Annotated in this window: 19 protein-coding genes; 7 read left to right on the top strand and 12 right to left on the bottom strand. The window is 62.6% G+C overall.

Going from position 1 to position 23335, the window contains the following annotated elements; all coding sequences use genetic code 11:
- The first annotated feature begins 14 nt into the window (after positions 1–14).
- The 3 genes from P9220_RS07455 (at position 15) to P9220_RS07445 (ending at position 3408) form a co-directional block, all read left to right on the top strand.
- Positions 15–1154 (top strand): glycosyltransferase family 4 protein, encoded by a 1140-nt coding sequence (locus tag P9220_RS07455; protein WP_309764266.1) that lies wholly within the window; start codon positions 15–17, stop codon positions 1152–1154.
- 25 nt (positions 1155–1179) lie between these two features.
- The gene (gene galE / locus P9220_RS07450; protein ID WP_309764265.1) at positions 1180–2226 is read left to right on the top strand and encodes a UDP-glucose 4-epimerase GalE; all 1047 of its coding nucleotides are present in this window, start codon (positions 1180–1182) and stop codon (positions 2224–2226) included.
- A 72-nt stretch (positions 2227–2298) separates the two neighbouring features.
- Positions 2299–3408 (top strand): glycosyltransferase, encoded by a 1110-nt coding sequence (locus P9220_RS07445; protein ID WP_309764264.1) that lies wholly within the window; start codon positions 2299–2301, stop codon positions 3406–3408.
- A 57-nt stretch (positions 3409–3465) separates the two neighbouring features.
- On the opposite strand, the gene P9220_RS07440 is transcribed toward P9220_RS07445, so the two are convergent.
- The 3 genes from P9220_RS07440 to P9220_RS07430 form a co-directional block, all read right to left on the bottom strand.
- Positions 3466–4161, bottom strand: a complete 696-nt coding sequence (locus tag P9220_RS07440) for a dienelactone hydrolase family protein (RefSeq protein ID WP_309764263.1) — start codon at positions 4159–4161, stop codon at positions 3466–3468.
- Positions 4162–4260: 99 nt separating this feature from the next.
- Complete coding sequence (locus P9220_RS07435; RefSeq protein WP_309764262.1) at positions 4261–5343, bottom strand: glycosyltransferase; 1083 nt, start codon at positions 5341–5343, stop codon at positions 4261–4263.
- A complete protein-coding gene (locus tag P9220_RS07430; protein WP_309764261.1) occupies positions 5343–6590 on the bottom strand; it encodes an oligosaccharide flippase family protein in 1248 nt (415 codons plus the stop codon). The genes P9220_RS07435 and P9220_RS07430 overlap by 1 nt, the downstream gene beginning before the upstream one ends.
- Before the next feature lie 224 nt (positions 6591–6814).
- Here P9220_RS07430 and P9220_RS07425 point away from each other — a divergent pair, with 224 nt between their 5' ends.
- Positions 6815–8032, top strand: a complete 1218-nt coding sequence (locus tag P9220_RS07425; protein WP_309764260.1) for a glycosyltransferase — start codon at positions 6815–6817, stop codon at positions 8030–8032.
- A 67-nt stretch (positions 8033–8099) separates the two neighbouring features.
- Here the strand turns inward: P9220_RS07425 and P9220_RS07420 are convergent, their stop codons facing one another.
- Complete coding sequence (locus P9220_RS07420; RefSeq protein WP_309764259.1) at positions 8100–9236, bottom strand: acyltransferase; 1137 nt, start codon at positions 9234–9236, stop codon at positions 8100–8102.
- 450 nt (positions 9237–9686) lie between these two features.
- Here P9220_RS07420 and P9220_RS07415 point away from each other — a divergent pair, with 450 nt between their 5' ends.
- On the top strand, positions 9687–11171 hold the full coding sequence (locus P9220_RS07415; protein WP_309764258.1) for a hypothetical protein: 1485 nt from the start codon (positions 9687–9689) through the stop codon (positions 11169–11171).
- A 34-nt stretch (positions 11172–11205) separates the two neighbouring features.
- Positions 11206–12408 carry a glycosyltransferase gene (locus tag P9220_RS07410; protein WP_309764257.1) on the top strand — a complete coding sequence of 401 codons (1203 nt, stop codon included), beginning with the start codon at positions 11206–11208 and terminating at the stop codon, positions 12406–12408.
- On the opposite strand, the gene P9220_RS07405 is transcribed toward P9220_RS07410, so the two are convergent.
- The 3 genes from P9220_RS07405 to P9220_RS07395 all read right to left on the bottom strand — a co-directional run bounded on the left by P9220_RS07405 (position 12389) and on the right by P9220_RS07395 (position 15408).
- Positions 12389–12844 carry a hypothetical protein gene (locus P9220_RS07405; protein ID WP_309764256.1) on the bottom strand — a complete coding sequence of 152 codons (456 nt, stop codon included), beginning with the start codon at positions 12842–12844 and terminating at the stop codon, positions 12389–12391. The genes P9220_RS07410 and P9220_RS07405 overlap by 20 nt on opposite strands.
- A gap of 104 nt (positions 12845–12948) precedes the next feature.
- Positions 12949–14679, bottom strand: a complete 1731-nt coding sequence (locus tag P9220_RS07400; RefSeq protein ID WP_309764255.1) for a GMC family oxidoreductase — start codon at positions 14677–14679, stop codon at positions 12949–12951.
- Positions 14680–14766: 87 nt separating this feature from the next.
- Positions 14767–15408 (bottom strand): DapH/DapD/GlmU-related protein, encoded by a 642-nt coding sequence (locus tag P9220_RS07395; RefSeq protein WP_404989546.1) that lies wholly within the window; start codon positions 15406–15408, stop codon positions 14767–14769.
- Positions 15409–15776: 368 nt separating this feature from the next.
- Here P9220_RS07395 and P9220_RS07390 point away from each other — a divergent pair, with 368 nt between their 5' ends.
- Positions 15777–16229 (top strand): hypothetical protein, encoded by a 453-nt coding sequence (locus P9220_RS07390; protein ID WP_309764253.1) that lies wholly within the window; start codon positions 15777–15779, stop codon positions 16227–16229.
- A gap of 41 nt (positions 16230–16270) precedes the next feature.
- Here P9220_RS07390 and P9220_RS07385 read toward each other — a convergent pair whose 3' ends face one another.
- The 5 genes from P9220_RS07385 to P9220_RS07365 form a co-directional block, all read right to left on the bottom strand.
- On the bottom strand, positions 16271–17587 hold the full coding sequence (locus P9220_RS07385; protein WP_309764252.1) for a glycosyltransferase WbuB: 1317 nt from the start codon (positions 17585–17587) through the stop codon (positions 16271–16273).
- A gap of 117 nt (positions 17588–17704) precedes the next feature.
- Entirely contained in the window at positions 17705–18847 is a 1143-nt protein-coding gene (locus P9220_RS07380; RefSeq protein WP_309764251.1) for a glycosyltransferase family 4 protein, read from the bottom strand.
- A gap of 35 nt (positions 18848–18882) precedes the next feature.
- A complete protein-coding gene (locus tag P9220_RS07375) occupies positions 18883–19839 on the bottom strand; it encodes a GDP-L-fucose synthase (protein ID WP_309764250.1) in 957 nt (318 codons plus the stop codon).
- A 7-nt stretch (positions 19840–19846) separates the two neighbouring features.
- Positions 19847–20965 (bottom strand): GDP-mannose 4,6-dehydratase, encoded by a 1119-nt coding sequence (gene gmd / locus P9220_RS07370; protein WP_309764249.1) that lies wholly within the window; start codon positions 20963–20965, stop codon positions 19847–19849.
- Between the two features lie 84 nt (positions 20966–21049).
- Positions 21050–23278 carry a polysaccharide biosynthesis tyrosine autokinase gene (locus tag P9220_RS07365; protein WP_309764248.1) on the bottom strand — a complete coding sequence of 743 codons (2229 nt, stop codon included), beginning with the start codon at positions 23276–23278 and terminating at the stop codon, positions 21050–21052.
- Positions 23279–23335 lie beyond the last annotated feature (57 nt).

The raw sequence follows: 23335 nt of genomic DNA, 5'->3' as shown, positions 1-23335 counted from the left end.
ACCAAAACTTCCGGATGAACGAACAAGAGTCCAGCCTACGCATCGCCCTCGTGTGCAACACGGCGTGGGCCATTTATACGTATCGGCGCGGCGTGTTGCGCATGCTGACCGAACGCGGCGCACACGTGACCATCATCGCGCCGCGCGATCGCACGTTCGAACCGCTGATCGAAATGGGCTGCCGTTGCGTCGAATTGCCGGTGGCATCCAAAGGCACGAATCCGCGTGAAGACCTGAAAACCATGAGGGCGCTCTACCGCGAGTATCGCGCGAGCCGTCCGCATCTCGTCTTTCACTACACGATCAAGCCGAACATCTACGGCTCGCTTGCCGCGACGCTCGCGCGCGTGCCGTCCATCGCGGTGACGACCGGTCTCGGTTACGTGTTCATTCAGAAGAGCCGTACCGCGCAGATCGCGAAGCGGCTTTATCGTTTCGCGTTCCGCTTTCCGCGCGAAATCTGGTTCCTGAATCGCGACGATCATCAGGCTTTCGTCGATGAAAACCTGCTCGCGCATCCGGATCGCGCGCGTCGGTTGCATGGCGAAGGCGTCGATCTCGATGACTTCGCGCTCACGCCCCTGCCGCGCCGCGAAGACTTCGTGTTCATCCTGATCGGGCGGCTACTGTGGGACAAGGGCGTGGCCGAATATGTCGAGGCGGCCCGGCGTTTGCGCCGCCGCTATCCGCACGCGCGTTTTCAGTTGCTGGGACCCGTGGGCGTCGACAATCCCAGCGCGATCAGCCGCACGGACGTAGAGGCGTGGGAGCGTGAGAATATCGTCGAGTATCTGGGCGAAGCGAACGACGTGCGCCCGCTCGTGGCGGCAGCGGATTGCGTGGTGTTGCCGTCGTATCGCGAAGGCGTGCCGCGCACGCTGATGGAAGCGTCCGCGATGGGCCGGCCGATCGTCGCCACCGATGTTCCCGGCTGCCGCGAAGTGGTCGAACACGGCGTCAACGGCTTCCTGTGCGAAGTGAAGAGCGCGGACAGCCTCGCCGATCAGATGGAACACATGCTGACGCTGCCATTCGAAGAACGCGAGGCGATGGCGCAGCGTGGCCGCGAGAAAGTCGCCCGCGAATTCGACGAGAAAAATGTCGTCGAACGATACAAGAGCACAATACACGCCATTACCGGCATTTCACTCTGAACCGCGCTTCCTGGAGAGCATCACCATGAATGGCACGAACCCAAGCGCCAACGGCATCAAAGGCACCATCCTCGTGACGGGCGGCGCGGGCTTCATCGGCTCGCATACGTGCGTGGAACTGCTCGATGCGGGCTACGGCGTCGTGGTCATCGACAACCTCGTGAACAGCCGTGCGGAATCGTTGAAGCGCGTGGAGCGCATCACGGGCAAGCGCGTGGCCTTCTATCAGGAAGACGCCCGCGATGAAGCCGCGCTCAACCGCATCTTCGACGCACATCCGATCACCGCCGCGATCCACTTCGCCGCGCTGAAGGCCGTGGGCGAATCGGTTGCAAAGCCGATCGACTATTACAGCAACAACATCGGCAGCCTGCTTGCGGTGCTGAAGGTGATGGGCGAGCGCAACGTGCGCAACTTCGTGTTCAGTTCGTCGGCGACGGTGTACGGCGTGCCGCAATCGGTGCCGATCGACGAATCCTTCCCGTTGTCCGCGACGAATCCCTATGGCCAGTCGAAGCTCATCGCCGAGCAGATTCTGCGCGATCTCGAAGTCTCCGATCCGTCCTGGCGCATCGCAACGCTGCGCTATTTCAACCCGGTCGGCGCGCACGAAAGCGGGCTCATCGGCGAAGATCCGGCGGGCGTGCCGAACAACCTGATGCCTTACGTCGCGCAAGTGGCGGTCGGCAAGCTCGAACGGCTGCGCGTGTTCGGCAGCGATTACGATACCCATGACGGCACCGGCGTGCGCGATTACATCCACGTCGTCGATCTCGCGCGCGGACACATCGCCGCGATCGACGCGCTCAAGCGGCTGGATCGCAGCTTTGTCGTCAATCTGGGCACGGGGCAAGGCTACAGCGTGCTGGATGTCGTGAAGGCGTTCGAGCGTGCGTCCGGCAAGCCCGTGCCGTATGAACTCGTGCCGCGCCGTCCGGGCGATGTCGCCGCCTGCTACGCCGACCCCGGCGCCGCGTTGTCGCTGATCGGCTGGCGCGCGGAACACGGCATCGAACGCATGTGCGCCGATCACTGGCGCTGGCAGTCGCAGAATCCGCAAGGGTTCGCTTAAAGTCGCGCCGCGCGCTGCATCGCGCGATGTTTCGATCGATGCAGCGCGCTGTCATCAACCGGTCCATTTTTCATGCTTAGTTTCGCGCTTGCTTTTCTGGTCTCGCTCTTCGTGACCTTGTTGATCGTGCGCTTCGCGCACTTGCAGGAAGGCGTGCTCGGCGACACCGATCTCGCCGGCGTGCAGAAGTTTCACGCGCGGCCGGTGCCGCGCATCGGCGGTGTCGGCATCCTGTGCGGGCTGACCGCATCGGCCGTGCAGTTGCGATGGAGCTATCCGTTCGTGTCGGCCGGCATACTCGGCATCATTGCGTGCGGCATGCCCGCGTTTCTATCGGGGCTTCTCGAAGACCTCACCAAACGCGTGACGCCCCTCGTTCGCCTTCTCTGCACGATGGCCGCAGCGGGTCTCGCGTATGCGCTGCTGAACATCGCAGTGACGCGCATCAGCGTGCCGCCACTCGATTTCCTGCTCTCCTACGCCGTCATTTCTTGCGCGGTGACAGTGCTCGCCGTTGCGGCGCTCGCGAATGCGGTGAACATCATCGACGGCTTCAACGGCCTTGCATCGATGGTCACGTTCATGATGTTCGCTTCGCTCGCTTACGTCGCGTTCCAGGTGCATGATCCGATCGTTTTGTCGGGATCGCTCATCATGATGGGCGCGGTCATGGGCTTCTTCATCTGGAATTTTCCGGCGGGCCTGATCTTTCTCGGCGATGGCGGCGCGTACTTCGTCGGCTTCATGCTGGGCGAACTGTCGATCATGCTCGTCATGCGCAACCGCGATGTCTCCGCGTGGTATCCGGTGCTGCTCTTCATGTATCCGATCTTCGAGACCTGCTTCTCGATCTACCGCAAGAAGTTCATTCGCGGCATGTCCCCCGGCATTCCCGATGGCGTGCATCTGCACATGCTGGTCTACAAGCGGCTGATGCGATGGGCGGTCGGTGCGCAGAACGCACGCGAGATCACGCGGCGCAATTCGCTGACGTCGCCTTATCTGTGGCTGCTGTGCCTGATCGCCGTGATTCCCGCGACGCTGTTCTGGCGGCATACGGTGCACCTGTTTTGCTTCGTCGTGGTGTTCGCGGTGACTTACGTGTGGCTGTATGTGAGCATCGTGCGCTTCAAGGCGCCGCGCTGGATGGTGTTTCGCAGGCCGCACACGGCAAAGAAATAGCGCCATCAATCGCATGAAAAACGCCGCCCTTTTCGGGCGGCGTTTTTGTTTCACGCCTTATTTCAGGTGCTTTTTGAAGAAATCGGCGGTTCGGCCATTGGCGAGTTTCGCCGCGGCGGCATCGTAATGCGCGCCCTGATTGCGTGCGAACGCATGATGGCAGCCGGGATACGTGTACGCCTCGACGTTCTCGCGTCCCTGCACCGCCGCGAGCACGCGATTGCGCGCATCGGCATTGATGAATTCGTCTTCTTCCGCCAGATGAATGAGCAACGGAATCTTGATGTTCGGCACTTCGCTCAAATGCTGGTCCGTGCCGCCGCCGTAATACGACACTGCGGCATCGACATCCGTGCGCGCCGCGCTCAGGAAGGACAGCAGCCCGCCGAGACAGAAGCCGATGGAGCCGATCTTGCCCTGCACCTGCGATAGCCCGCGCGCGAAGCCGATGGTCGCCGCGATGTCCTCGACGCCCGTGTTGAGGTCGAATGCGGTGTAGTACTTCATCGCCTGCTGCCATTCGGCTTCGGTGCGATCCGTGAGATTCACGTTGGGCTCGAGCCGCCAGAAGAGGTCCGGGCATAGCGCCACGTAGCCCTGTCGCGCGTATTCGTCGGTGGTTTCGCGCATGTCACCGTTGATGCCGAATATCTCCTGAAGAACGACGACGGCGGGTGCGGGCGTTTGCGTGGGAAAGGCCACGTAGGCGTCGAAGTCGCCATCGGGCGTCGAGATGCTGAGCATGTCGGACATGAAGTCTCCTTCCAAGAGGGCTGCGGCATCTCTTCTGATACGCGAAAAACGACGGATGCGCCAGCGAACATTTCGCTGACGCGAGTCGCCGTGCAATCCTTACGCGGGCGCAGCGCCCGGCAGACCGCGCGTGACGCCGCGTGCGACGGCCAGATATTGCGCAGCGGTATCGGCGAGCGTGAGGCCGTTGAGCGGCCGGTGCGAACGCGGTTGCGTCAGTGCGGCAACGAGGGCATCGGCGTAGGCGGCGGTATCGTCGGGATCGCACAGATGCACGCCGGGAAAATCCGCCGCGAACGCAAACGGGCGGATCGTGCTCGCGACCACCGGCACGCCTGAGGCGAGCGCCTCCAGAAACGCGATGCTGTGTCCTTCGGAACGCGAGGGCATCGCGAAGACGCTCGACGAAAACAGCAGTTCCGCGATATCCGAACGCGGCCCCTGCAGCGTCACGTGATGCGACAGGCCGAGCTTGTCGATGAGATCGCCCACGGCCGCGTGATACGCCGGATCTTCGATCACGCCGCACAAAAGCAGGCGCGCGTCGCGCACGCGCTCGACGACCCGCTGAAACGCATGCACCGTCGAAAGCTGGTTTTTCACCGACGTATAGCGTCCGATCTGCACGATCTGCTTCGATGCGTTAGCTGCGCCATCTGCGGTACGCATCGAGAAGCGCGACATGTCGACGCCGTTCGGGATCAGCGTCATCGACGGATGGCGGCCGACGGCGCGCACGTAATCGTCGATATTCGCGGGCGATACCGCGATCACCGCGCGCGCACGCCGCGACAACATGCGTTCGACACGCCGGAACATCGCGCTTTCGAAATCGTTGGTGGCCGAGTGCATCACGTAGACGACCGGCACGCCGAGCGGCAACATGCGCGCATAGAACGCGGGGATTGTCGCGTGAGCGAAGATCACGTCCGCGCGATACGCGCCGATGGTCCGATACAGGCTCAACAGCTTGCCGACGCGGCCTTGCGCGCGCTGCGGAAAGAGACACTGCACGCCGTTTGCAACCAGCTCCGCCTGCAACGCGGTGAAGTCGTCATGCGCGGGCGTGAGCGATGCGATCGCGACCGTCTGCCCGCCGCGTTGCTGATGTATCGCCAGGTCCTTCGCCAGCACTTCGGCGCCGGAAAGACGCGGCGCGAGCACGAGATGAATTATCCGCATTACGCCTCCCTCACGCTTCGATAGAGCATCCATGCAGCAGCCGAACCGAGGCCCGCTGTCATCGCCCATGCAATGCCCGTCACGCCCCACAGATGCATCGCGACGGGCACCGTCACGCACAGCACGATCGCCTGAATGATCGACGCGTGCGTCGCGACCTTGGGCATGCCGACGGCACGCAGCCACGACACGAGCACGGCGATGACCGCGCCTATCGCCATGTTGATGACGAAAATCCTGAAGAGCGGCACCGCCGAAAGCCACGCCGGTCCGAGCACGAGATTGAAGAGCGGTTCGGCGGCGATGCGCAGCACGATCACGAGCACCGTCAGTCCCACGCCCGCGAGCATCAGATAGCGGCGAAACAGCTTGCGCGCGCCCGCGACGTCACGCCGATGATGCTCGGAGAATGTCGGAAACAGATACTGCGACATGGCGATGGCGGCATCGGCGAGCAGCATCTGCGCGAGCTTCGACGACATTTGATACGCGCCCAGTTGCATCGGCCCGAGCAGCTTCGCGACGACCACCTTGTCGAACTGATTGAGCAGCAGATTGACCACACTGCCCGCCCAGATCCATCGGCTGAAGTTGACGTAGTGCGAGATGCCCGCGAACGAAAAGCGCATGGGCGGACGCGGCGACATGGCGGTCCACGTCAGCGTGGTCTTCAGCAACTCGCCCGCGACGAGCCCGATCAGCACCGAATAGGCGCCCGCGCCGGATAGCGCGCATACGAGCCCCACGGCGCAATCCGTGAACGCCGCCGATGTCTCCACGCCCGCCAGCGTCTGAAAGCCTCGCTGCCTCGTCACGATGAAATACGCAGGCGATGCGATGCCGCGCAGGATCGGCAAGACGGCCGCGAGCAGAATCAGCCCGATCGAGCCGCTCATATGGAACTGGCTCGTCATCAACGGTGCGAGCGCGGCAAGCAGAAGGCCGATCAACACGCCGCGCATCGCGAGCGTGGACCATACCGCGCCGAGCTGGTCGTTCGTCGGTGCGTCACGCCCCTGCACGACGGCTTGTGCAAGCCCCGTATCGGACAAGGATTCGGCGATAGCCACCGCAAGCAGTGCGATGCTCACCGCGCCGATCGCTTCAGGCCCGAGTATGCGGCCGATGGCCAGGAACTTCACGGCCACGAAGCCGCGCACGGCCACTTGCTGAAGGAGCACCCAGAACGCTGCATCGTGCTCGAATCGCGCGCGTGCTGGCAAGAAAGGTAGCCGGACAGATCTCACTCAATTTCCCCGCGCTGCTGTTTATTCAATATGCTTTTGTGGCGCGGCGACAGGTCGGTATCGCGCGCGTTTCAGGCGACTGACGCAAAGTATCGTGAGCGCATGCGCTTTGGACGACAACGCGTAGTGCTAATCGGCCCTGAGTGGGGTGAGTGCGGGTTGACGGATCGCGTTGCGTGTCCTCGACCACATCGCGCGCTGCGGCCCAGGCCTCAAAATGCACCGTGCCTCAATCCAACATCACCATGCCGGATACCAACAACATGGCGAACGAGACCGTCCTCATCATCGAGCCCGACTTCAGCGGCCATCGCTGGCGCTATGCGGAATGGGCCGCCAACGCCTATATGGAAGCGGGCTATCGCTGCCTCATCGTGACGCAGCCGCGTAACGCGGAGCATCCGCTCGTCGCGAAGATTCGAGAGCAAGGCAGCGATGCGCTGGACATCACCTTCATTGCGCCGCCCGAGAGTCGCAAGGGTCTGTCGTCGATCAGCTATATGCGCTTCCACGAAGAGTTTCGGCATGCCTATGCAATGGCAAGCCGCGAACGCAAGGTCGCGCTCGTCGTCGTGCCTTATGTCGATTACTTCCTGCTCGCGCTGCCCTTCCTGCGCTCGCCATTCGGCAAGACGCCCTGGGTCGGCGTGACGATGCGCTCCAACTTCCATCATCATCTCGTCGGTGTGCGCGCGCCGCGCCGGCCGCTCGTCAATGCGGTCAAGTCGAAGCTCTTTGCGCGTGCGGTGCGCGTCGGCGGCATGAAGACGCTGCTGACCATCGATCCGACCTTGCCCGACTGGTGGAAGCGCAACGCCGGCCGTCGAGGACGCACGGCGATCGAATATCTCGCCGATCCGTTTCCCGATGCACACGCGGCGGAACCTTCGGCGGCGAAGCAACGGCTCGGGCTTTCGCGCGGCAAACATGTGCTCGTGTATGGCGCGATCAACGATCGCAAGGGCCTCTTCGAACTCATCGATGCGCTCGCCACGCGCAACGGCGATGCGCTCGCGCCGACGCTCATCATCGCCGGCAAGCAGGACGACGACGCGCGCGCATTGCTGAGCGCGGCGGTCGCGAAGCTCACGCCCGCGCCTATCGTAATCGACCGCTTCATCTCGAGCGAGATGGAGCTTGACCTCTTCTCCGCGTGTGACGTGGTGTGGCTCGGCTATAAAGGCCACTACGGCATGAGCGGCGTGCTCGTGCAGGCGTTCCGCTTCGGCAAGCCGGTTGTCGCGACGGCCGATGGACTGATCGGCTGGTTCTGCCGCACGGGCGATCTGGGACCGGTCATCGATGATCTGTCGTCTGCATCGATCAATCGTGCGCTCGACGATGTGCTCGCGCGACGCACGCGGCCTGTCGTCAAGGGCCATCTGCTCGAACGCAATACGCTCACGCAATTCAAGGAAACGCTGCGTCAGGCAATGGCCTGATGCGTTGCAAATAAAAGCCGGTGCTTGCGATAAGCGCAAGCACCGGCTTTTTCTTTACCACGCCCGATCAAGCCTGACGTCCCGCCACTTCCGATACGTCGATCTTCCGCTTCGCCGGAAACAACGCATCGCGGATGCGAAGGAACGGGAATTCGACAGCGCGCGTCGTCACATAGCCCACGACGATGGCGATGGCGAACTGCGCCGCCATGATGACGCCCCACGCGGGTATCGCCGGCAAATGCAGGGCCGCAGCCTTGCGGATGAGCATGTCGCTCGGCGCGAGCGCCAGCGAATGCCACAGATAGATGCCGTACGAGTACACGCCGATCCATCCGATCACGCGATAAACCAGCGTTCCGCGCACGCGCCCGGAGTATTCGAGCGTCAGCACGATCAGCGCGCAATAGCCGAGCGCCTGCACGGTATAACCGATGCTTTGATCGACCGATGCGTTCTTCGTGCCGAGCACGAGCCACAGCACGAGCGCCGCGACGAGCGCGACCAGCATGCCCTTTCTCTCCGCGATGCCGCGATACACCGCAGGCTTGAGCCAGTAGATCGCGGCGAGCATCACGCCGAACAGCAGGCTGTCGATGCGGTATTGCGTATAGAAGAACGTGCCCTGAAGATCGCCGTTATAGACCGCGATGCTGCGCGCAATCAATACCGCGACACAGATGCCGGCGAGCACGGTCAGTATCGTATTGACGCGCGTTTGCCAGCGCGAGAACACGATCAGCAACAGCGGCAGGAACAGATAGAAATGCTCCTCCACCGCGAGGCTCCACGTCTGCGCCACCGACGAGCCGAAGTAGTTCTGCATGTGCGTGAGGTTCTGCACGAGGAACGTATCGGTCGGATGCCGCCCCACGATCACATGGAAAAGAATCAGCGCATAGTACGCGGGCCATATCTTGAACATGCGCCGCACGATGAAGCGCCCTGCATCGATGCGCCCTTCCTGCGCGTATTGCTTGAGCAGCAAGCCGCCCACGAGAAAGCCGCTCAGCGTGAAGAAGAGATTCACGCCTTCGTGGCCGAAGCTCTTGAGCGGATATTCGATGGCGGCAATGAACGCACTGCCCGTCGGATACGAATGAAAGTGAAACCCCATGACTGCGATGATGGCAAGTCCCCGGATGAAATCGAGCTCGATCGATCGATTGGGTCCTGGCATGCGTGTGGCGCCGAAAAGGCTCATGGCCTTCCCCCTGTCTGCGAAGGTCTTGTTTGTATTGGATGCCTCGCCGCCCGGGTCCTCATATCGGCGCACGCACGCGCATCGCGATTATCGTGGTCTCACACCGGTGTTCCGGCAGTGCAATGTTCGTTCGGGAAACGCGGTGCGATCCGCCAGAATCGCGTGCTTAGCCGACAGCGCATCTCGTGCTGCGTGCCCTCGGCAACACACGAAGGATGCGCGGCGAACGAGCGTGGTGCGGCGCACATGGCCATCCGTCGATTCGCGCCGAAGACTAGTCGCTAAACGCCGCGCCGGCGGCTCGCGCTTTTGCCCGCTGATATATTCGACGCACAAATACGGGGTACCCGGGGACCGTCGCTCGAGCTTCACGCAAGCACACGACACGCGACTTCAGGCTTCCAGGGCACGCACCGGCTCAATGCCGCGAAGCCATCTAAAGAGAACGCCATGCGCAACAAGTTCGCCGTCGTCTGGATCTGGCTTTTTCTCCTGCCGCTCGCATTCGACTTCAAGGCCGCAGAAACCGCCAGCAAGGCCATACAGATACTGCTCACCATTCCCGCGATAGGCGCGGGCTGCGCGCTGCTAATGATCGCGCCGCGCTTCGCAGAGCGCTCGCGCTTGCGCACGATCATCACCTCGCTCCTGCTCGTCACGATGCTCGGCAGCGTCGCCACGCAAGTGCTGCAAGGGAACGATTCGGGCAACTACATGCGCGTGATCCTGCCGTTCCTGCTGATGCTGCTCGGCTATTTCGTCGCCTGCCGTCCGTGGGATTCGCAGCGGCTCGAACAGATCGAGCGGGCGATGTTCTGGTCGATGGTCGCATCGCTCGTCTTCAGCTTCGCCTATGGCATGGCGACCGGCGGCGGACTGGAGAACGTTCGCTTTCGCATCGTGTCCGTTACGTTCCTCTGCCTGCAAGGCTTGCTGTTGCATGAGTTCGTCGTCGCGAAGCGCATGACGAAGCTCACCGTGCTGCTGTTTCTTGCCACGGTCGTGATCGAGCTGCTGAGCGTCACGCGCAGTCTGCTCGTCGGCACGGTGCTGCTGTTCGCATTCGCGACGTGGCTCGCCGCGCCTTCGGCCAGGCATCTCTTCAAGGCGGGACTGCGCGCGGTCATGATCGCCGCGCTGCTCGGCGCAATGGTCGCTGCGTCCGCCGCGTTCTTCCCCGCCGTCGCCGAGCACTGGTCGCAGCGCATGTCGTTCGCAAAGGCCACGGAATCCGGCCGCGATCCGACGACCATCACGCGTCTCGCTGAAATGAAGGACCAGTACGACCAGACGATGTCGGACACGCTGTCGGTCTTCGTCGGCAAGGGCTACGGCCACGACTATCGTTATTCGCCCGACTATCTGCCGGACCTTGCAGGCCAGTTCACGCCGAAGGATTTCTACGCGATCAAGGAATGGGCGGCCGGCCACAACTTCTGGGTGTATCAGTTCTTCGCGGGCGGCGTGCTGTTCGGCATTGCGTTGCCGATCGCATTGCTGTGGGCGCTGTATCGCGGGTCGATGGCTTATCGTGCGTGGCGGCGCCGCTCGCCCGATGCGATGTATCTGCCGGTGCTCGGCCGCGCGCTGCTCGTCGTCGCCGCGCTGCCCGCAACGTCCGTTGGCGGCAATCCGCTCGGCAATCGCTTCTCCGGCATCGTGTTCGGCGTCGCGCTCGGTCTGCTCGTGGCGGCCTTCGCACGCATCGCTCAGAACATGCGGATGCGGGCCGCACATGCTTCGGCGCACGAGGCATCGATGAAAAGGCGTCATGGCGGCGGCATGCGTCCGGACGTGCATCCGAACTACGATCCGCATTACGGGCCGATGCCGGACATGCTGCCTCTGCACGCGGCCGCCATCACGCACGATCATCACGCAAAGGACCGTCGCGAGCCGCCATCGGGCGCGGGTTCGCTCGCACCGTCCGCGTGATGACAACGACAACGACCTCAGAACTCGTCGCTTCATGAAAATTCTGCATCTGCTGTCCACCGTCGATCCGCGCGCAGGCGGCCCAACAGAAGGCGTGCTGCAAAGCGGCCTCAGCATGCGTGCGATGGGCCATGAAATCGAAGTCGTCTCGCTCGATGCACCGGACGCGCCTTATCTCAAGGCGTTTTCTCTGCGTCTGCATGCGCTCGGTCCGTCGCGCGGATTCTATGGACTATGCTCGCGGCTCGTGCCCTGGCTCACGGAACATGCGCCGCGCTTCGACGCGGTCATCGTCAACGGTCTCTGGCAGTACCACAGCTTCGGCGCGTGGAAGGCGCTGCGCGGCAGCAACGTGCCGTACTACGTGTTTCCGCATGGCATGCTCGATCCGTGGTTCAAGCGCACGTATCCGCTCAAGCACCTGAAGAAGTGCCTGTATTGGCCGTGGGCCGAATACCGCGTGCTGCGCGATGCAAAACGCGTGCTCTTCACGACGCAAGAGGAGCGCCTGCTCGCGCGCGAATCGTTCAGGCTATATCGTGCGAACGAAGAAGTGGTGTCGTTCGGCACGCGCCAGCCGCCCGCCGATTCGACGACCTTGCGCCACGCGTTTCTGTCGAAGTTTCCGCAGCTCGCGGGCAAGCGCTCGATTCTTTTTCTGGGCCGCATCCACGAGAAGAAGGGATGCGATCTGCTGCTGAAGGCCTTTGCCGCCGTGCGCGATATCGACCCTCGCGCGCATCTGGTGATGGCCGGTCCCGACGATGGCGAATGGGCCGCGCAACTGCGCTCGCTCACGAAGGAGCTCGGCATCGGGGACCGCACGACGTGGACGGGCATGCTGACCGGCGACCTCAAGTGGGGCGCGTTCCGCACGAGCGATGTATTCGCGCTGCCGTCGCATCAGGAAAACTTCGGCATTGCCGTGGCCGAGGCGCTCGGCTCAAAGCTGCCGGTGCTCATCTCCGACAAGGTCAACATCTGGCGCGAAGTGAAGGAAGACGGCGCGGGCATCGTCGCGAGCGATACGATCGACGGCACCATCGACGCGTTATCGGCATGGCTGCGCATGGATGCGAACGCGGTAGCGGCGATGCGTGAGCAAGCGCTCGCCACCTTCACGCAGCGCTTTGACGTCGATGCGATGTCGAAAGACCTCGTGCGCGTGCTGCGCGAAACGTCCAGCCGGCGCGACGGCGGGCTCACGCGCGGGCTGGTCAGCGAGGCGGCCGGATAACGCTCGCGAAGCGGTTCTGCACCGCGATTATCTTGCTCGCGCAGTCGTCGTAGTCCGAGCCCTTCGCGCGCTCCGGGCCATACATGCCGCGGCATTGCGCATAGAGCGCGATGGCCGCGCCATTTCCCTTCGCCACGCGCGTGGCCGAATAAACCGGCTTGCCCGAACGCGAAGGCAGGTCGCTTTCTATGGCGGAAGCATCGGAGCGAATCACAGGCTGATTCGAATTCTGCTCGATATAACGCTTCGTCATATCCCACATTGCATCGCATTGCGCGGCGTCGCGGCACTCGACTGTCGCGTTGCGCTGCGCCGTCTCCAGCGCCTGTTCCGAGCGCGTGAAACCCTGAGCCTTCAGCGCTTCCTTCTCGGGCGAGGAACAGGCTGCGAGCAACATCGATGCAACGGCAATGGCAATGACAGTGAGCTTTTTCACGGGCGATCCAGTTGAAGCGATGAACGGATGCCGATTATAGCCAGCAAAGAAAACGCCACCGGTCTTCCGGACCGGTGGCGCCCCCTTCCCCTACATGCCAGGCTTTACGCCAGGTCTCCCCGCATATGCATTGCCGATGTCGACGCCGCCATCGGCAGCGTCTCGGTCTGTTTCTCGTGGCGCATCGGTCTGCCCGATGCCGTGACGATCGTCGGCGCGGTATCGTCACTCTTGATGACGCGCTGAAGATGGCCGGCCAGTCGCAAGGTCAGCGCAGCGATGGTGATCGTCGGGAAATTCGCGCCGACGGTCGGGAACACCGAACTGCCCGCCACATACAGATTGCTCATGCCGTGAACCTTCAGATTGCGGTCCACCACGCCGTTCTTCGGCGAATCGTGCATGCGCGTCGTGCCCATGTGGTGCCACGTGCCTTCGAGTTGCGCCGGCCACGGCTTGCCCTGAAGCGGCTCGTCGAGCGTGACATCGGCGACGCCCCCACGCCGCAGTTCCGTCGCGATATGCGCGACCGTGCGATCGAACGTGCGCTTAACGAGCTCCGTCACCTGCCAGTCCACCTTCACGCGATTCATGCCGAGCGCGTCTTTCTGCGCAGACAGCGTCACGCGGCTGTCGCGATTCGGCTCCGCTTCCACGATGGTCTGAATCTTCACTTCGGTGATGAGCGGACGCGGCTGCAACAGGCGCGCAAGACCGAAACAGGCGGTATCGACGGGATGCGCCATCATCGTGACGAGGTCCGCCGCCATGTTGTAGCCCGGCTGATCCTTCTTGAGCATCGCCTGCTTGGCGCGGATGAGCGCCTCGGAGCCCTTCGTGTTTTCGCCGCGAAACACCGAATAGAACCACGCACGCGCGTTGAGCAGCTTCTCGCGTCTCAGGGTCTTCTGCGTCAGCGCAAACTGCGACGAAATGAACGTGCCGTTCGCGGAGACCGCCTTGTTCTGGTAGTGATACTTGATGTCATAGAGCTTGTTGCGCGCCCACTCCTTCTTGAAGTGCACGCTCGCCGACATGATGCGCGGGTGGTCCATGAAATAGCGGCCGACCAGATCGTTGCCGTTGCCGATACCGGATGCCTGCACCTTGTTCGACGACAGCATCAGCCGCGCATTCTCGATACCGCCCGTCGCCAGCACGAACACCTTCGCGCGAATCGCGAAACGGCGGCCGGACAGCGTGCCGACATCGATCTTCGTGACCGAGCGTGCGTCGGTATCGGTGTCGATGTTCAGCGCATTGGCGTACAGGAACACGCGCACGTTCTTCGCCGCGAGCAGCTCCTTGCGATATACCTTGCCGAAGCGAACTGGCGGGCTGAACTGCGAGATCGTGTCGCGCACGTTGCCGCTCAGGAACGGATGACGCCGCACGTCGGGCCGGTTGATGGCCGCTTCCCAATGCGCGGGATCGAAATTGTTCTCGCCCAGTTGCAGCAATGCATGCGTGCGCTCGTAATAGGGGCGCAGTTCTTCGAGGCCGAAGGGCCAGCCGCTGTCGGCTACCCAGTCGCGCTTCTCGAAGTCCCACGGATCGAGCGGACGACACCATCCGCCCCAGCAATTGCTGCTGCCGCCGAGAAAGCGGCTGCGGCATCCATCGGCGAATTCATAAGGAACCCCAACGTTCTCACCGCGATACAGATCGCGAGTGTCGTTGTCCGCCTTGTATCCGCCGCTTTCGAGCAAAACCGCGCCGATGCCCTGCTTTTCCAGCTCCAGCGCCAGCGTAATGCCGGCGACACCCGCGCCGACGATGCATACCGTGGTCTCGATGACTGCGCCTTCGTCCACGCCCCGGCTGTCAATGAACATGCCCCGTGCTCCTTCTTATTTTCATGCTTTAAGCGATGCCGCGCTGCCGTCTACGATGCAGCGCCCTCGTGATGCCTTGCCCGTCCGTCATGCAGGAAAGCGCTTTCTGATGAATCGCACCGGATTGCCGCCGTACACGCCCTCTGCTTCGAGCGAGCGATGCACGACCGACATCGGCGTGACGAGCGCCGATCGTCCGATGGTGACGCCCATCTGCACGACGCATTTCGAAGTGATCCATACGCCGTCTTCGATCACGATCGGCGCGACCTGCAAATCCATGTTGCCGGCCGCATCGTGCGAGCCGGTCGTGAGAAACGTGCCTTGCGAGATGCACACGTTCGAGCCGATGCGAATGTCGGTCTGGTTATAGATCCACGCATCGACGCCGAACCAGCAGTTGTCGCCCACTTCGAGATTCCAGGGCGCCTTCACGCGGATGGGATGCGGCATCCGACAGTTCTTGCCGATGCGCGCGCCGAACGCCCGCAATAGCGCCACTCGCACGAAGGAAACCGGAATCAGCTTGTTATTGATGAAGCACGCTTCGACGAAGAACCACACGAGTTCGATCAGAAAGCTGCGCTTCGCGACGAAGTTGCCCGGACCCGCGAGCGAGAGATCGATTACATTGCCGCGCCTTACACGGTCTGCGCGTGCGTCACGTGTGTCGTCGCTGCGTCCATCGCTGGGCGCGCCGATGCATCGCTCGTCGATCGCTCTGTCCATGTGATCCCCGGCCTTGTTCGCTGTGCGCTTGATGCGCGTGGTCGCGCGCATTGATTATTCGAATACAAGGTGATGTGCAGTCTTCGTTGCCTGTTCTTCGCATCGGCGCTCATCAACGCAGCCGCATACGGTGAATCGATTATCAGCGAACGTCGAAAAGCGCCACGTGCGCTATGGCACGCTTGGCCGCATCGGCAAGACTTTTGGCGGTACGAGTCGGAGCCTCGACGTAAGCGCTGCCGGTGCGTATGCGAATCGTCATGCCGCGTGAAGTAGCGTACCGATGCATCGGTGAAATCTCTGTACAACGCATGACGAAGCATTCAGGAATGCATGCCGATCACTTGCAACGAGTCCCGGAGGATCGAATGAAACACGAGCTACGCGCGGCGCTCATGCCGCTGATGCTGGCTACATTGATGGCATCGCCGCTCGCGCATGCGGGCAATTTCGCCGATGCCGCGATCACGAAGCAGGCAGGCGGCGGCGCACCGTCAGAGATGGATTTGCTAGGTAGTCCGGATCGATACGCCGATCCGTATGGCGCGCCGGTCAATGGCAAGGGCGGACAGCGCGGGCCGATTACCAATGCGCAGACTGCGCAAGGTGTATCGCCGACGGACAAGCTGCTCGCGCAACAGAATGGCTATGCGGGCAATCCGGGCGCTCGCGCGCAATTGCGGCGTGTCGGACGCAATCCGGATGCGAAGGCGATGATGATGCCCCAGGGCGCGGCGGCAACGCTTTATCGCACGCCGGATGAATTGAAGCCGCCGGCAAGAGCCGCGCGGCCAGTACAGATTTACAAGTCGCCGTATTGATGATGTCATCGGCCGTTCGGCGCACCGAACGGCCGACGCGGTCACTCGATCTTTTCGACTTGCGGCAGGATCGGCGCACGCTCTTTCATGCGGACGATCGGCAGCTCGACTGCATCGCCGCCACGCACCGCTGCCGTATCGCCGACGAGCGACTTCAGGCGTTCCTCGAGCCGCGCGAACACCGATTGCGGCGAGAGTCGTTCCTGTGCGAAGAGGCGCCCTTCTTCGCCATAGCGAGCCCGCAACGCCGGATTGCGCACGAGCATCGAGATCGCATCGGTCAACGCCTCGACGCTTTCCGGCTCGATCACCACGCCGCGCCCCGATACCGCTTCGTATAGCTCGGTGCCGGGATGCGCCATCGCCACCACGGCGCGCGCGCTGGCGAACATGCCGGTGAGCTTCGAGGGCATGACGAGGTCCGCGACATCGCCGCGCTGCGGCAGTACGTGGATGTCCGCGAGATTCAATAGCTCGTTGAGACGCTCGACCGGTTGCAGCGAGAGGAATCGCGTGTTCGGCAAATCCGCGCAACGCTTCTGCAATTCGGCCTTGGTCGCGCCGTTGCCGCAGAAGACGAAGACCACGTCATCGCGCGAAGCGAAGTCCGCGGCGGCGGCCGCCAGCACTTCGAGACCTTGCTTCGCGCCCATGTTGCCCGAATAAAGCACCACTTTCGTGTGCCTGCCGATGCCCAGTTCGCGGCGGAAGGCGCTCGGGCCGTCGAGCGGATAGATCGCGGTGGTATCGACCCAGTTCGGGAGATGAAAGGCATCGGCGGGTGCCACGCCTTTCTTCACCGCGCGCTCGACCATCTTGTCGGATATCGAGGAGACCACGTCGAAACGGCGCATCAGCCAGCGCTCGAACGCCAGTGCGCCACGCGCCGCGCGTGCGTTCCTGAGCAGGCCGAGATCGAATGCCGCGTCTACTTCGAAATCCTGAATATGCAGCCATGAACGCGCGCCGGTGAGACGAGCCAGTGCGAGCGCGCCCGGCGCGTTGGCCAGGCTCGGTGCGATGGTCATCACGACATGCGGACGCCAGAGTCCATGCAGGAGCAGCGCAGGCAGCGACAGCGCCGCGAAGGAGCCGAGGTGCAGCATGCGCTTCAGTCCGCTCGGCTTCTTCGGCACCCACAACGGCGCGCGCGACAGGCGCACGCCTTTGCGCGTCTCGAAGCGAGGCCGCCAGCTCGCATAGCCTTTGCCGACCTTCCATTCCGGATAGTACGGCGGCGCGCAGACGACGCGCACGTCGTGCCCGCTCTGCGCCAATGCTTCCGCCATTTCCGCCGTGTATTTGCCGGTTCCCGTCAGCTCGGGCGCGTAATTCAGCCCGTATATCAGTATTTTCATGTGGTCCCTCGCCCGACAATCGCGCTTCGAGTCCCGGGCGTGTCCTCGTCGCCCGCGAAGCGCCAGCCCTCGATCACTGCGTGTAGTGCGCCCTCCTTCCCCGTGTCGATCGACTCATCAATTCGTCAGCAGCAGCGCACAGCCCCGTGCTATGTTGGCCGCTGCCGACGGCGGATCGAAGCGCTGAATGACATCGCTGCAGCGCCTCGCGACGCCCGCCGTATCGGCGAACGCTTCCAGCGATTTGAGCATGGTTCGATGCAGGCTCGCGACATCCCCCGCAGGAAACGCATACCCCGATACGCCTTCGACGACCAGCTCCGGCACGCAGCCGCAGCTTTCGCTCACGATCACCGGGCATCCATGATTCAATGCTTCGTTCGTGACGAGGCCCCACGGTTCGCGCTTGCTCGGCAACACCATGCACGTCGCGCTGAAGTACTCGCGCGAAAGCGGCGCGTCCTGCAGGCTGCCCAGAAAGTGCACCGCGCCTTGCAAGCCGGCATCGGCTACCTGCTTCTTGAGCTCATCGCCGAGAGGCCCCGTCCCCACGATGCGCAGTTCCGCATTCGGCACGCTCTTTCGCAACAGCTTGAATGCATCGACGAGGGTATCGATACCTTTCTCCGCTGACAAGCGCCCGACGAACAGAAACACCGGCTTGTTGCCCTGACGATGCGCCAGACGGTCAGGAATCACCGTATCCGGCGAAAACGAACGCGGCAATGCAGCGGCCTGGCACGGAATGAAGATCTTCTCCTGCTTCGCGCCGAGCGACATCAGATACTCGCGGCTGCGCGTGCCGAACGCGAAGTAACCATCGCATAGCGCAAAGAACACGCGCTTGGGAATGGACGTCAGCATGCGGCGCGGATTGTCGCGCGCAGTCGAGTCGCAGAACACGGCGCGACGCTTGCCCGTCACGATGCACGCGGCCATCATCGCCCAGTATTCGGGCCGGTGATAACCCGGCAAAACCACGAGGTCCGACTTCGCCTTGAGCACTTCCCAGACGAGTCGCGCGGTCATGCGCCACGTCGGCACGTCTTCATAGCATCCGTTGTAGAGCTTCTTCATCGGATAGCGATGAAACGAGTAATCGACATCGGAGAAGCCGATGCGGTCGTGCTCCGTATCCGCGATCTGCACCATCGAATAGCGGATGGAGCCGGTGCCCGAAATGTTGTGCAGCGCGGACAGCACTTCCCCTTTGTGCCGCGACCACACCACGTTATGAAAGATGGTCACTGAAGCTGACATTATTGTTTTATCCCTGCGAAAGGATGCGTCGCGACTCAGGCGGTCACCAGGGTCTGCGGCATCGATGCATAGCGTTCAAGGAAGTCCTCGTACGTCGCGCGTATGCCTTCTTCGAGCGCGATCGACGCCTTCCATCCCATGCCTTCCAGTTTCGATACGTCGAGCAGCTTGCGCGGCGTGCCGTCCGGCTTGCTCGCATCGAACACGAGTTCGCCTTCGAAGCCCACCACGCGGCACACGGTCTGCGCGAGTTCGCGGATGGTCAGATCGTGGCCCACGCCGACGTTGAACACGCCGTCGTTCACGTCGCTTTCCATGAGGAAGGCCGCGGCGTCGGCGAGATCGTCGACATGCAGGAACTCGCGGCGCGGCGAGCCGGTGCCCCAGACCGGCAGCGTGTCATCGCCGCGCAGCTTCGCTTCGTGCGCCTTGCGCATCAGCGCCGGCAGCACGTGGCTGCTCTTCAGATCGTAGTTGTCGTTCGGGCCGTAGAGGTTGGTCGGCATCACCGAAACGAAGTGCGTGCCGTACTGACGGTTGTAGGCCTCGCACATCTTGAGGCCCGCAATCTTCGCGATGGCATACGCTTCGTTGGTCGGCTCGAGCTCGGATTGCAGGAGATACTCTTCCCTGATCGGCTGCGGGCAGGCCTTCGGATAAATGCAGGACGACCCGAAGAAAACGAGCTTCGACACGTTCCAGCGGCAGGCCGCGTGGATCACGTTCGTTTCGATCGCCAGGTTCTCGTAGATGAAGGAGGCGGGCAACGTCGAGTTCGCGAGGATGCCGCCCACGCGCGCCGCCGCCAGAAACACCACGTCGATCCGATTCTCTTCGAAGAAGAGATTCACGCCGCCCTGATCGGTGAGATCGAGATGCGCCTTCGTTCGCGTGATGATGTTCTGGTAGCCGGCCGCCCTGAGTCGGCGCACCAGCGCCGATCCCACCATGCCCCGATGCCCCGCCACGAAGATTCGTGCTTGCTTGTCCATGGCGCCTTTACTCGTGATGTTCGAGGGCCTTGAAACCGGCGAGCGTGACGAGTGCGTCGCGACGCGCGATCTGATAGTCCGCGCGCACCATCTCCTTCACGAGCGACTGGAACGACGTGGCCGGACGCCAGCCGAGCTTCTCGTGCGCCTTGGTCGGATCGCCGAGCAGCGTTTCGACTTCCGTCGGGCGGAAGTAGCGCGGATCGACGCGCACGATGACCTGCCCCGGACGCAGCTTCGTCTCGCGCCCTTCCACGCGATCGACAATGCCGATCTCATTGACGCCCTCGCCTTCGAAGCGCACGTGCACGCCGAGCTCCGCCGCCGCCTGCTGCACGAACTCGCGCACGCTGTACTGCACACCCGTTGCGATGACGAAGTCCTCGGCCTGCTCCTGTTGCAGCATCATCCATTGCATCTCGACGTAATCGCGCGCATGGCCCCAGTCGCGCATCGCGGAGAGATTGCCGAGATAGAGATCGTCCTGCAGGCCCGCTGCGATGCGCGCGATGGCGCGCGTGATCTTGCGCGTGACGAAGGTCTCGCCGCGCACCGGCGATTCGTGGTTGAACAGAATGCCGTTGCACGCGTACATGCCATACGCTTCGCGATAGTTCACCGTGATCCAGTAGGCGTAGAGCTTCGCCACTGCGTACGGGCTGCGCGGATAGAACGGCGTGGTTTCGCGCTGCGGAATCTCCTGCACGAGGCCGTACAGTTCCGAAGTCGATGCCTGATAAAAGCGCGTCTTCTTCTCGAGGCCGAGAATGCGGATGGCTTCGAGGATGCGCAGTGCGCCGAGGCCATCGGCATTCGCCGTGTACTCGGGTTCTTCGAAGGACACGGCCACATGGCTTTGCGCGGCCAGGTTGTAGATTTCATCGGGCATCACGCGCTGGATGATGCGCACGAGGCTCGTCGAATCGGTCAGGTCGCCGTGATGCAGGAAGAGACGCTGATCCGGATCGTGCGGATCGCGATAAAGATGATCGATGCGGTCGGTGTTGAAAAGCGAGCTGCGGCGCTTGATGCCATGCACCTCGTAACCCTTGTTGAGCAGCAGTTCGGCCAGATACGACCCGTCCTGCCCCGTGATCCCCGTGATCAAAGCAACTTTGCGGTCCATGCGTAACCTCTTGTTTTTCGGTCTGAAAGCGGCGCGCGTGCACGCGCCGCGTTTATTTTTTTATTGCTGGTCTTGCTTGTAGTTTTATTCGGCGATGCTTTCGTAGCCGTAGTAGCCGGCGTACGTGCTGCCCATCAGCATCTTCGATTGCGGCACGTCGGTCAGCAGAACGCCCTTCATGTTCACGCCGCCGTGCTGCAGGCGCTTCATCGTTTCGCCGATTTCCTGCACCTGGTTCTTGCCGTGCCGCACGACGAGCAGGCTCGTGCCGGCATGCTTGCCGATCACGGTCGCGTCGGTGACGGCGAGGACCGGCGGGGTATCGACGATCACCAGGTCGTACATCTGCTTCAGCTGATCGAGCATCTCGCCGAGACGCTCGCTGGCGAGCAGTTCCGACGGATGCGACGGCAACGTGCCCTTCGTGATGAGGTCCACACCGGGCAGCACGTCATGCAGGATCGCGCTCTCGACATCCGCGCCCATCAGGACATCCGACAGGCCCGGCGAATGACGCACGCCGAAGTGCGAGTGGATATCGCCGCGGCGCATGTCGCCGTCGATCAGAAGCACGCGCTTTCTCGTCGAAGCAACCAGCGTCGCGAGGTTCGCCGACAGGAACGACTTGCCGGCTTCCGGACGCGAGCCCGTCATCATCACGACGTTGTTGCGCGCATCGGCGAGTTGCAGTTGCAGCGACGTACGCAGGCTGCGAATGCCCTCCACCGCTGCATCTTCTGGCGCTTGCGCGGCCAGCACGTGCATGCCTTCGCTGCGCATGCCGACCTTGCGTTGCAGGCGAAGCTGCGTGTCGCTGCGCGGCACGATGGCGAACACGCGCACGCCGAGCTGTTTTTCGATCTCTTCCGGACGCTCCACGCCGCCATACAGCGACTTGCGAACGAGCGCGAACAGGATGCCGAGCGCGAGGCCCACGCCAGCCGAAATCAGAATGACGATGAGGCGCTTCGGACGCACGGGATCATCGGCCGGCTGTGCATAGTCCACCACGCGCACGTTGCCGATCTGCCCCGCCTTCGCGATACGCAGTTGCTGTGCGCTATTGAGCAGGTTCGTGTACAGCTCGGTGTTCACGCGGACATCGCGCAGATAACGCAGTGCGGTCTGCTCCGTGTCCGGCAGCGTCGATACGTTCTTGCCGAGACGCGTCTGCGCGCCGGAGAGCGAAGCGATCTGCGCATCGAGCGCCTGCACTGACGGATGATGCGGCGTGAAGCGTTGCGACAGTTCCGCGCGCTGCTGCTGCAGGTCCGTGAGCTTGGTCTTGTTGTCGACGATCTGCTGCAGCAGCAGACGGCTTTCCTCGCTCAGGTCCACCGTGCCCTGACGATTGCGGAACGTGTTGTAGCGCTGCTCGGCTTCGTCGAGCTGCTTCTTCAGAATCGGCAATTGCTGGTCGAGGAAGGCGAGCGTGTGCTCGGCTTCGGCCGATCGCTTGTCCGAGTCCTGCTGCACGAAGCGGTTCGCGATGTTGTTGACGATCTGCGCGATCTCCTTCGGATTGCGCCCTTCGAGGCTCACGCTGATGATGCCCGACTGCAGGGCCGTTTCAGCGACCGTGAGACGCTGCTGCAGATTGTCGATGGTCGTGAGCGTCGAGAAACGCTGGACGTCGAAGTGCACGCCGGGTGCGCCGACGAGCTTGTCGACCTTCAGCCTGACCGGACCTTGCGGCGTCATGCCCGACGCTTCCTCGCCGACCTTGCCGGAGAGGACCGCCACGCCGTTCGGATCGTTCAGCACATACGAGCCGTTCTCGCCTGCAACCACGGTGAACTTCTGCTCGTACAGCTCCTTCGGCGTATCGAAGAGCGGCACGTCGATCTGCTCGTTGCCCCATGCGAAGCGCGACAGATAGCCTTCCGGCACCTTCACGTCGAACGTGGACAATGCGCTGCCGATCACGCCGCCGATCACCGGCACCGCATGCGGCGCGGCGCTGATGTCGAGGTGCAGACGGCGCACGGTATCGTCGACGACGAGGCGCGAGCGCAGAAGTTCGATCTGCGCGGCCGTGGTGGATTTCGCGTCGAACATCTGCGACACGGCTTGCACCGCATTGACGTTCGCGTTCGCGTTGTTGTTGGCGTTGGTCTCTTCGGTCTGAATGAGCGCGTCGGCCTTGTAGGTCGGCGGCGCAACGAATGCATACGCGGCGCCGAGTGCGACCACCGCGAGCATAACGACCGTCACGAGTTTCCAGTTGCCGAAGACGGCCGCCAGATAGTCGGATAATCGCAACTCGTCGCCGGTCGAGACGTCCGAGTAGCGTGCATCAAAGTTTATGGCCATGGTCTCGCTCGCTTATTTCTTTGAAAAGTCGCACAGAACGCCGGCGCGCCCCGCGCG

It is taken from the genome of Caballeronia sp. LZ016 (assembly GCF_031450805.1).
Taxonomy (GTDB): Bacteria; Pseudomonadota; Gammaproteobacteria; order Burkholderiales; family Burkholderiaceae; genus Caballeronia.
Note: the sequence above shows the minus strand (reverse complement) of the source record. Positions and strands in the feature narration are given on the sequence as shown.

What these genes read in the sequence shown, in the direction of transcription:
- P9220_RS07455 (WP_309764266.1), top strand. Translation starts at nt 15, where the DNA reads ATGAACGAACAAGAGTCCAGCCTACGCATCGCCCTCGTGTGCAACACG.
- galE (WP_309764265.1), top strand. Translation starts at nt 1,180, where the DNA reads ATGAATGGCACGAACCCAAGCGCCAACGGCATCAAAGGCACCATCCTC.
- P9220_RS07445 (WP_309764264.1), top strand. Translation starts at nt 2,299, where the DNA reads ATGCTTAGTTTCGCGCTTGCTTTTCTGGTCTCGCTCTTCGTGACCTTG.
- P9220_RS07440 (WP_309764263.1), bottom strand. Translation starts at nt 4,161, where the DNA reads ATGTCCGACATGCTCAGCATCTCGACGCCCGATGGCGACTTCGACGCC.
- P9220_RS07435 (WP_309764262.1), bottom strand. Translation starts at nt 5,343, where the DNA reads ATGCGGATAATTCATCTCGTGCTCGCGCCGCGTCTTTCCGGCGCCGAA.
- P9220_RS07420 (WP_309764259.1), bottom strand. Translation starts at nt 9,236, where the DNA reads ATGAGCCTTTTCGGCGCCACACGCATGCCAGGACCCAATCGATCGATC.
- P9220_RS07415 (WP_309764258.1), top strand. Translation starts at nt 9,687, where the DNA reads ATGCGCAACAAGTTCGCCGTCGTCTGGATCTGGCTTTTTCTCCTGCCG.
- P9220_RS07410 (WP_309764257.1), top strand. Translation starts at nt 11,206, where the DNA reads ATGAAAATTCTGCATCTGCTGTCCACCGTCGATCCGCGCGCAGGCGGC.
- P9220_RS07400 (WP_309764255.1), bottom strand. Translation starts at nt 14,679, where the DNA reads ATGTTCATTGACAGCCGGGGCGTGGACGAAGGCGCAGTCATCGAGACC.
- P9220_RS07395 (WP_404989546.1), bottom strand. Translation starts at nt 15,408, where the DNA reads ATGGACAGAGCGATCGACGAGCGATGCATCGGCGCGCCCAGCGATGGA.
- P9220_RS07390 (WP_309764253.1), top strand. Translation starts at nt 15,777, where the DNA reads ATGAAACACGAGCTACGCGCGGCGCTCATGCCGCTGATGCTGGCTACA.
- P9220_RS07385 (WP_309764252.1), bottom strand. Translation starts at nt 17,587, where the DNA reads ATGAAAATACTGATATACGGGCTGAATTACGCGCCCGAGCTGACGGGA.
- P9220_RS07380 (WP_309764251.1), bottom strand. Translation starts at nt 18,847, where the DNA reads ATGTCAGCTTCAGTGACCATCTTTCATAACGTGGTGTGGTCGCGGCAC.
- P9220_RS07375 (WP_309764250.1), bottom strand. Translation starts at nt 19,839, where the DNA reads ATGGACAAGCAAGCACGAATCTTCGTGGCGGGGCATCGGGGCATGGTG.
- gmd (WP_309764249.1), bottom strand. Translation starts at nt 20,965, where the DNA reads ATGGACCGCAAAGTTGCTTTGATCACGGGGATCACGGGGCAGGACGGG.
- P9220_RS07365 (WP_309764248.1), bottom strand. Translation starts at nt 23,278, where the DNA reads ATGGCCATAAACTTTGATGCACGCTACTCGGACGTCTCGACCGGCGAC.